General features: G+C 42.8%; 9 protein-coding genes and 1 pseudogene. 2 read left to right on the plus strand and 8 right to left on the minus strand.

Annotation, left to right across the window (positions count from 1 at the left end; genetic code table 11):
- Positions 1 to 402: 402 nt before the first annotated feature.
- Positions 403 to 606, minus strand: a complete 204-nt coding sequence (locus VIM89_RS07960; RefSeq protein ID WP_488155618.1) for a helix-turn-helix transcriptional regulator — start codon at positions 604 to 606, stop codon at positions 403 to 405.
- Positions 603 to 998, minus strand: coding sequence for a hypothetical protein (locus tag VIM89_RS07965; RefSeq protein ID WP_488155619.1), 396 nt, complete (start codon positions 996 to 998; stop codon positions 603 to 605). The genes VIM89_RS07960 and VIM89_RS07965 overlap by 4 nt, the downstream gene beginning before the upstream one ends.
- 219 nt (positions 999 to 1,217) lie before the next feature.
- Between VIM89_RS07965 and VIM89_RS07970 the strand changes: the two genes are divergently transcribed.
- Positions 1,218 to 2,177: an SGNH/GDSL hydrolase family protein gene (locus VIM89_RS07970; RefSeq protein ID WP_488155620.1), complete on the plus strand. Its 960-nt coding sequence runs from the start codon at positions 1,218 to 1,220 to the stop codon at positions 2,175 to 2,177.
- A gap of 266 nt (positions 2,178 to 2,443) precedes the next feature.
- On the opposite strand, the gene VIM89_RS07975 is transcribed toward VIM89_RS07970, so the two are convergent.
- On the minus strand, positions 2,444 to 2,902 hold the full coding sequence (locus tag VIM89_RS07975; protein WP_488155621.1) for a DUF305 domain-containing protein: 459 nt from the start codon (positions 2,900 to 2,902) through the stop codon (positions 2,444 to 2,446).
- A gap of 412 nt (positions 2,903 to 3,314) precedes the next feature.
- On the opposite strand from VIM89_RS07975, the gene VIM89_RS07980 reads away from it, so the two are divergent.
- Positions 3,315 to 4,436 carry a DUF748 domain-containing protein gene (locus VIM89_RS07980; RefSeq protein WP_488155622.1) on the plus strand — a complete coding sequence of 374 codons (1,122 nt, stop codon included), beginning with the start codon at positions 3,315 to 3,317 and terminating at the stop codon, positions 4,434 to 4,436.
- A gap of 187 nt (positions 4,437 to 4,623) precedes the next feature.
- Here the strand turns inward: VIM89_RS07980 and VIM89_RS07985 are convergent, their stop codons facing one another.
- From VIM89_RS07985 to VIM89_RS08005, 5 genes and pseudogenes are all read right to left on the minus strand, one after another.
- Positions 4,624 to 4,929 (minus strand): GIY-YIG nuclease family protein, encoded by a 306-nt coding sequence (locus VIM89_RS07985; RefSeq protein WP_488155623.1) that lies wholly within the window; start codon positions 4,927 to 4,929, stop codon positions 4,624 to 4,626.
- A gap of 328 nt (positions 4,930 to 5,257) precedes the next feature.
- The gene (locus VIM89_RS07990; protein ID WP_488155624.1) at positions 5,258 to 5,551 is read right to left on the minus strand and encodes an HNH endonuclease; all 294 of its coding nucleotides are present in this window, start codon (positions 5,549 to 5,551) and stop codon (positions 5,258 to 5,260) included.
- A 109-nt stretch (positions 5,552 to 5,660) separates the two neighbouring features.
- A complete protein-coding gene (locus VIM89_RS07995) occupies positions 5,661 to 6,380 on the minus strand; it encodes a hypothetical protein (RefSeq protein WP_488155625.1) in 720 nt (239 codons plus the stop codon).
- A 288-nt stretch (positions 6,381 to 6,668) separates the two neighbouring features.
- Complete coding sequence (locus tag VIM89_RS08000; RefSeq protein WP_488155626.1) at positions 6,669 to 8,192, minus strand: hypothetical protein; 1,524 nt, start codon at positions 8,190 to 8,192, stop codon at positions 6,669 to 6,671.
- A gap of 183 nt (positions 8,193 to 8,375) precedes the next feature.
- Positions 8,376 to 8,766: pseudogene (locus VIM89_RS08005) on the minus strand (glucosamine-6-phosphate deaminase); the annotation flags it as partial.

Consider the following 8,766-nt stretch of genomic DNA (forward strand, 5'->3'; position numbering starts at 1 on the left):
GCACCGCCGTATTGGGCGCCTTCCTGAACGTCCGCGTAAACGCCTCCGGCTACCACGACAAAACCTACATACAAGAGATCCTCAACGAAGGCCAGGCCCTCCAGCAAATGGCCATTGACCGGGAAGCAGAGATCATTGACATTGTGAATGGGAAGATTGGATGATTAGTTGATTGGGTTGGATTGGTTAAGTGGTTGATTAAGTTGTTGGTTTACGTAGTAGGTTAACAAAGTCACGTCATGCTGAACTTGTTTCAGCACCCCATCATAAAGGTCTGCGATAGATAAGTCTGCTACATGCAAATCGCAGACCAAGCAAGCGTGAATGTCCTGTGGGGTCCCGAAACAAGTTCGGGATGACATGAGATAGCGGCACTGCCCACCACCAACTCAAAACTGCCAACTAAAAATCCCCCTCCTCCATCTGAAACAAAACCTCCACTGTAGTACCAAACACCTTCGCCATCCGTAAAGCAAGCAGGGTGGACGGAATAAATTTCCCGGTTTCGATAGAATTTAAACCCTGTCTCGATATCCCGATCTCTTTTGCAAGGTCGGCCTGGGTCCAGTTTTTCTTGGCTCGTTCAACCTTTATGGTGTTTTTCATACGCCGTATTTCCTTTTCGAAACTATCCAACCAATAAAATAAAACAGCCAGCAATAGCATACCAGGTAAGCATAGCCAAACCACAGGGTGTTTGATATACCGCACAGGCCCAGCAGAAACAGCACCATCAGCAACAAGGCTGTCAATGCAAAACCGATTACGACCGCTTCAAGTTGCACCCGTTGCTTCACCTCATCCATACCCGAAAAGGATTTGATATACTTATAAATAAAAATGCAGAAAGTAACTACCGGCACCACAGCGATCATCACCGAAACCGGTTGTCCAAACACTTGGTGCTTTAACAACCACACCGCCGGCAAATAAGTGGCCCCATAAACAAGTGCGTAGATAACAGACTGCAGTTGTAAGCTCTTTTTAGATCGTTCCATAATCTTAAAATTGTTTAATTGCAAACAAAGATAAGTAAACATTTCAAAATGTCAAGTAAAATAGACAAAAAGTCTATAATTGTAGATATTTTCCGATGGTGGGTTGCACGTGATACGTAAAACGTTTTAAGCTTTAATCGTTCGCGTATAACGTATTACGTTTCACGTATCACCCAATCCTCCCCGAAATAACCTACTTTTATTTCTCATCAACAATTCATGAAACACATCTTTCGCAAATTTTATAGGATTCTACCGTTGCTTTTGCTAGCCTCAGGGGCTTATGCCCAAAAGATCGACCCCAAAGTAAAACGCATTGTATTTTTAGGCAACAGCATCACCTGGCAGGCCAACTATGTAAACGATGTGATTGCCTACCTGACCGTAACTTACCCCGACCGCCATTTTGATTTTATCAACGTAGGACTGCCCAGCGAAACCGTATCCGGACTTTCAGAGCCCGGGCATGCCGACGGCGCTTTCCCGCGACCGGATCTGCACGAGCGTTTGCAACGCGTGCTCACCCAAACCAAACCCGACCTGGTGTTTGCCTGCTACGGCATGAACGACGGCATTTACATGCCCATTGATACGGGCCGTTTCCGGAAGTTCAGGGACGGCATTAACTGGCTGCATGCCGAGGTGGTTAAAAGCGGCTCGCAGATCATCCACATTACGCCGCCGGTTTTTGACGAGTTGAAAGGTGGCGACTCCGGCTACGCTGCGGTACTTGATACATACGCAAAATGGTTACTCGCACAGCGCTCAGCCCAGCATTGGGAAGTGATCGACATACATTTCCCGATGAAAAAATACCTGGAAGCCCATCGTAAGGTAGATGCCCAATTCAACCTGGATGGCTTTGCTTTAACCGGCGACGGCGTGCACCCCGGTGAGCTCGGCCACTGGATAATGGCGCGGCAGATACTGGTTTACCTTTGCGGGGATAGTGTTTCAGGTTTTCCCAGCGCAGAGAAAAGTCTTTTGGCCAGCAAGAATGGCGCTGCTATATTGAAGGCGGTAACCGAGCGTCAGAATATGCTGCGCGATGCCTGGCTAACCTCTACCGGGCATAAGCGTCCCGGAATGCCGGTGGGTATGCAATTGGATAGCGCACTCAGGAAATCCGAAGTGATAGGAGCGAGGGTTGATTCGCTGGTGAAGGCGGGTAGGAAGTGAGTTATACGTAGTACGTTTTACGTAATACGTTTTATGCGGAATAAAAAAAGGTGGGTGTCACACTGAGGCATAAGCTTGTCCTGAGCCTGTCGAAGGGAAGTGCGGCGCGCAAAGGCCTTACTGCATATTGTCTTGAACCAGGATTCCCATGATTAAACGATTATGTTGATGACTGCCAACTGCTACTGCAACTGCCACTAAACAAAACTGTTCGTTCACCACGCCGTGAACGCTCATGAACACCTGCTAATTAGTACCCCCTGCTACTATTTGCTGTTTTTCAAACTGTCAATCATTTCTTTCATTTCAGCAATTTCCTTTTTCTGTGTTTTGATAATACCGTCCGCGAGCTTTCTTACCCTCGCGTCTTTAATGTGGGCGTTCTCGCTGGTCATGATCGCAATGGAGTGGTGCGGGATCATGCCTTTCATATACTGAATATCCCCGATGCCGGCCTGTTTGTGCACACCTGCAAAAGCCAACACGAATACCACCACGCTCGAAATAATAATTATCGTATTCTTCTTTTTATTTGCATACATCATCGGCATCATGGCCACCATCAGTACAGCCATGGCGCAGATCATTAGTATGGTCATATAAAAACGGGTCATGTTGATATAGATATGACTCACATCGTCAACATTCAGGAACATAATGGCATACATCAGTACGAACGACAGCGCCAGCATGACGCACAGCTTGCTATAATTTGATTTTTCCATGGCTGCGATTTTAAATGGCCTTTCTATTTCATACAGGTCAGCCAAAAGATTGTTCGCGGGTTTTACCTGCCGGGCCGATAATCAGGTATTTAACTTTCAGCAATTGTGACAAATCACCGTCACCATTTTCCTCATCGCTATCAATTATATTTGAGATAACTATTTATCATAATAGTTTTCAATTTTTAGCTATTTAACTTTTTGCCAATAGTGAAAGTTAATGTCAATATGTTTAGGCGTGTGCGCATTATGCATTAATTTACCAGGCCTGTACTGAGGATCTCAGTATGCCGGTATTTACTGCCATCCATTAACCCTTGTTTTGTTTCTGTATTCAGGTAACATTTTGTTATTCAAAATGTTAGGAAGCGGAAGCCATAAACAATACATCAGCTTAACCGTTTATCTTAACATGAAACCGGTTAAAAGAAAAAGACCGTTGAATGTGGCGAAAGTGAAAAGCACCATTCGCGGTTGGAAAGTTATCTATATTACCTTGGTACTTATCGTTTTGGCGTTGATCGTGCTCCGGCTCGCGCTGCCTGGTATCGTCAAACATTACGTAAATAAACAACTGAACGAACTGCCGGGTTATACCGGCTACGTTGAAGATATCGACATCGCGCTTTGGCGTGGTGCTTATGTCATCAAGGCCCTGCACCTCAAAAAGAAGACCGATCCGGCAAAATATCCTTTTCTGTATATCGAACGGTCCGACCTTTCCATCGAGTGGAAACCATTATTTCATGGCAGGCTGGTAGGAAAGGTAACCTGCGATAGGCCCGTCCTAAACATCCTGGCTACCGAGAGTCTCTCAAAAGAACCCTCTAAAGATACCTGGACAAAGACAGTGAAAGCGCTGATGCCCATGACTATAAACCTGTTCACGGTAAACAGCGGCCGTTTTGCATACTACGACTTTAATAAAAAACCTGCCCATAGCTGGCATATCGACAATTTGCACCTGGTGGCAACAAATCTGGCCAATGTGCAGAAAAAGGGCGACCGCCTTCCCTCTGATGTCAGCCTTACCGGAACATCTATTGGCGGCGGTAAATTGAGCGTAAATGCCAAAGTGAATGTTTTAAAGGAAATGCCCGACTTTGATGGCGGGATACAACTAACCAATATCGATCTGATCAGCCTTAACCCAATGCTTGAGGCCGACGTTAAGTTTGATATCGAACGCGGCAGGCTCGATCTGTTTAGCAAGCTCAGCGTGATGAATGGCGAAATAAGCGGCTACCTCAAGCCTTTTATTAAAGACCTGAAGGTGCTGAACGTAAAAAAGGATATCAAGAAAGGCGGCCCCTTACGCGTGGTGAAGAAAGCTGTAGTAGGACTGGTTGCAGGCATCGTGAAAAATCATAAAACCAAAAAGATAGCTACCATAGTCCCGCTTCATGGAAATATCAACGGGCCTAAAACCAATGGCTGGCAAACATTCCTTGGTGTATTAAGGAATGCATTTATACAGGCCCTTCACGAAAGCATCAGTGGAGACAACACAGCCGAAGAGCCTTCAGAAAAATAAGTCGTCACATCATATAAGTCAAGCCAGTCCTCTCCGCGCGTCTTTGCGAGGAACGAAGCAATCTCCCTTTATGCAAATCAACGGACCGATCATTCGTTGATGAGACGATCATATAAGTCAAGCCAGTCTTCCTCCCCGTCTTTGCGAGGAACGAAGCAATCTCCCTTTATGCAAGTCAATTGAACGGTCATTCGTTGATGAGACGATCATATAAGTCAAGCCAGGTTGGATTCATAGTGTTAATCAAATTTAGTTTATTTTTCCTATCGCCACCTTTTAGTGCCTTTTCAGCTGCGATCGCTTCTTCTATGCGAGGGTAAAACTCATAATAAACAAGCTTATTACAATTATACTTTGCAGTAAAGCTATTCGGATAAGTTTTATTCTTATGATCCCAAATACGGCCGGTTAAATCGGATGTGACGCCGACATAAAGTACATTGTGATATTGATTCGTCAGAATGTAAACGCATCCGCCTTGTTGAAATACCATGCGGCAAAGTACTCAAAAAACCTTCAAAGTACTTGATTAACATCATTCCCTCTCCGCGCGTCTTTGCGAGGAACGAAGCAATCTCCGAACTATGCAGATCACAGCGCAGAGATTTGTTAATGAACGTTCAATAAAATAATCACTACTTAGAACATTCGCTATTCTCTCTCTTCGCGTCTTTGCGAGGAACGAAGCAACCTCTACATAGGACATTCAACGGAGCACAATTTTTTTGCTGAACGTAAATCGACATATCCCTGCTCCCTGATCTGCACAGTTCGGAGATTGCTTCGTTCCTCGCAAAGATGTGGTGCTGAGGCAAATCCCTTCACCTATGCACCAATTCATGACAATCCTTACACACCGAAACCAGCCATTCAATCGGCTCTCTGCCGATATTATACTTAGCGTATTTGGTATGGTGAACCTGCGTAGCGCGACCGCCGCAATAAACGCAGCGCCAATTATCCCGCTTAAGCACTACATAACGCTTCCGCTTCCAGGCGTCTGATTTAAGATAATCCCTGTAGTAATCGCGGCGGCGTTTACGCCCAATTTCAAATAGCCATTGCCTGAGGGCGAGCACAGCCACTGCAACCATCAGTACAATTGCAGCACCCATTGTGATAATGTTTTTATGAATTTACACTATCACTCAGCTCCTTACAACCCGTGTTTTCACGGTATTTTGGCCAACGCTGCGTACTCGCACAAGAAAGGAAATCGTGTAATTACTCTCCGTAAAGGATGCCAATAAATTTATAAGAATCATCTGCAACGGCAAAATAAATAGTCGGGCCTCCAACATTTACCTCGTAAATTGTTCTGGGGTCAAAAGTCAACATGACAGGATTACCTTTATTATCTGTGCCGCCATTAAAACTCATAGAGCTCTTTATAGGGCCAGTTGATGTTCTAATGGCCTTTATAATAGCATCAGGAAACTTGAATGCTTTGAATTCTTCTTGATTGAGGTATTTGTTTTGTCGTAGAAACGGAAAATAAGTTAGTTGCGATAATTTTATATAATTCTTCGAAATCGCCAAATTTTTGAAGTTACTCCAAAATGAATAAATGTTTAAAAAAGACGATTTACTTTTTACCCATTTATTGAGTTCTGTTTCATTACTACCCATCAAATAAAAATTACTTACTTTGATTTTGTTTTTACTAACCAGCGATACGATTGGAGCAGCACCATCAGCAGTATTTGTTCTAGTTTCCAATATGTTATTCCTCAAAGTAGCAGTCCAATTCCATTCGGCTTGATTGCTGCCGAGTTTTAGTGAAATATTATAAAAATCCCTATTAGGGCTAATAGATACAATAATTGAATCGTATCCGCTTAAAACTTTCCATTTTGTTTTCCAGTATCCATTATAATTAGATTGGGCTTGTGCAATTGCAACTAAGGAAAAGAAAAGAAGAATCAGAGTGGGGCCATTTTTCATAATTCAAATGATTGGGTGGATACTCTTGCCTAGTTCTGGGCATGATGTATTTTTTGAAAAATTAAGTGATTGTGAGATTAATTGCAACCCGTGTTTTCACGGTATTTTAGTATGGGTGTAATGAGCCTATGTAGTCAAGGTTGCTCCCCAATACGTCTTTGCGAGGAACGAAGCAATCTCTACACAGGCAGGTCAATGAGCACGAATATCTTTCTATCCGCTCTTTATAGTTTAACCACAAGCGGGACTCTTGCGGTAGCGGGGGAGATACTACCGACAGGATGGTAGTTAAAGTTTTAGTATTGCATTAGCAATAAAGAAAAGACAAATCAGACCAATAATATATTGTAAAAAGAAATAGACCAACCATTTAGTACTTTTAAAAGAAAGTTTTTCAAAATCAACTTTTATAGAGAAAAAAATAAATGAGGTATAGACGAATATCTTAATGATTTTTTCGTACTCTGAAGCACTTGCAGATATGTCAGCGGATTTCTTTATTGGATATATCAATATAAGTTTTTCCCAATTTCCATAATTCCATAAAGTAAATAATAATAGAAAAAAAATCGTCCAGATTATGATTCGCCATTTGTTATAACTATAATCCCACCAAATAAAACTGAGCTCATTTACAAACCAACTATGTCGTGATTGGAAATATTCTTTGTCCACGCGCTCGTAACTATTCAATTTTTTTTCGTTTTGAAATTTTACAAGTAGTTGCTCATAAATAGACCTGTTGAGTTCCGGATAGGGTGATTCATATAGCTTGTAACGACTGTCATAATCAAATTCAATATTGGTCAAATCTGTGTTGTAGAATTTCAATATCGTTGGTTCCTCTTTGTCAATGCCTTGGAGAAACATACCATGCTCGATGTGTACACAGCTCTTAAATTCTATAGTGTCAGCACTGATACCCAGCAAACCAGATTCTTTGCCGAAAGAGCATTGATTAAACCTAATGCTGCGGCTGCCTGGGAGTTTTGTTATATCCGTCATAAGCCAATTATTTAATTGGCAATGAAAAAAATTCACCTCGTTAATTTTGTGATTAACATTTACATCTGCAATGTAGTTCGCAGAAAAATTAGCCATTCCGAGAGTGTCCTCCATAAAATATGCATTAAGGACTTTCGCGTTATTGCCCTCAAAAAATAAGTTTTGTATTGATGAATTCATTACATCAATCCTGGCTGTATCTTTTCTAAAAACATTTCCTGAAACCTCGACTTTATTGTATTTCGATTTCATTATTTGAACCTCGGAAACGATCGTGTCCCCGGAAACATTTACATCGCCTGATTTAGAACCGCTTAACATTAAATATGGAATTTGATTGCCGTTAATGCCTAAGGTGCCAGATAGACCACTTATAACTAATGGTTGTTCAAAGCGGTTATTTATTATTTGCCCTCGTTTATCTTTGGCAATTTGGAGATTTACTGTCTCGCATTCTTGCAGCACGTCGGTAACTGTTTTTGGGGACTGGGTGAAGTGGCAAACTTGGATAGAGAAATTGTCACGCAATACCCCTGTATTACCCGATGTTGCCTGACCAGAGATTGATTTGAGCAAATAATTAAGGTAGCCACAAATACCGTTGTCGTAAGTTAAAGGTTTACCTTCAAGGAGATATATCGGCTTACCATCTGTTCCAACGACTCCCTGAAACATGCCTTTTGGTTTGCCAAGTAGTTTGACCTGCGCGACAGTTTTTGTCGATACAATTGCAACTATTAAAAATAATAGCAGAGCTATGGAAAGAATGCGTAGATATGACAAGGCAAAATAAGTTATTGATCTCATAAAGATAACAACTTTCTTCCATAACTAGCACGAATACACAGGCCTCTCCCGTTTGCTGGCGCACGCGTGCCGCGTGTGCTTAAACAATTGTTCGCGTTGCCCCATTGGGCGCTAAAAACCAACCGAACAAAAAAAGAGACGCCATCCCTGACGCCTCTCCAATATATGGATACAAATTAGGGCTTAATAATGAAACCTCACAAAGGCCTCCATCGCCTGGTACTCCGCCAAACCTAAGCGGTCATAAGCCTGTGCAGTTTCCCGGTTGCGGTCCTCGGCCCTTACCCAAAACTCCCTTGCATCATCACCCGGGAACACCGCCCTGTCTTTTTGCGACTGGTGCTTGAAGATAGCGTTACGTTTACGAAGTACTTCCTGCGGTGAAAGCGGCACGGCCATTTCTATTTCGTAAGTTTCAAACTCTTTCCATGCGCCGCGGTACATCCACACCCAGCAATCTTTTACCCAGTCTTCTGTGGCCCTAAGTTTTCTTAGGGCGGCTATCACAATGTTAAAACATACCAGGTGCGTACCATGCGGGTCGGCAAAGTCACCGGCTACAAATACCTGCTGG

Origin of the sequence: Mucilaginibacter sp. (assembly GCF_036568825.1) — a bacterium.
Taxonomy (GTDB): Bacteria; Bacteroidota; Bacteroidia; order Sphingobacteriales; family Sphingobacteriaceae; genus Mucilaginibacter.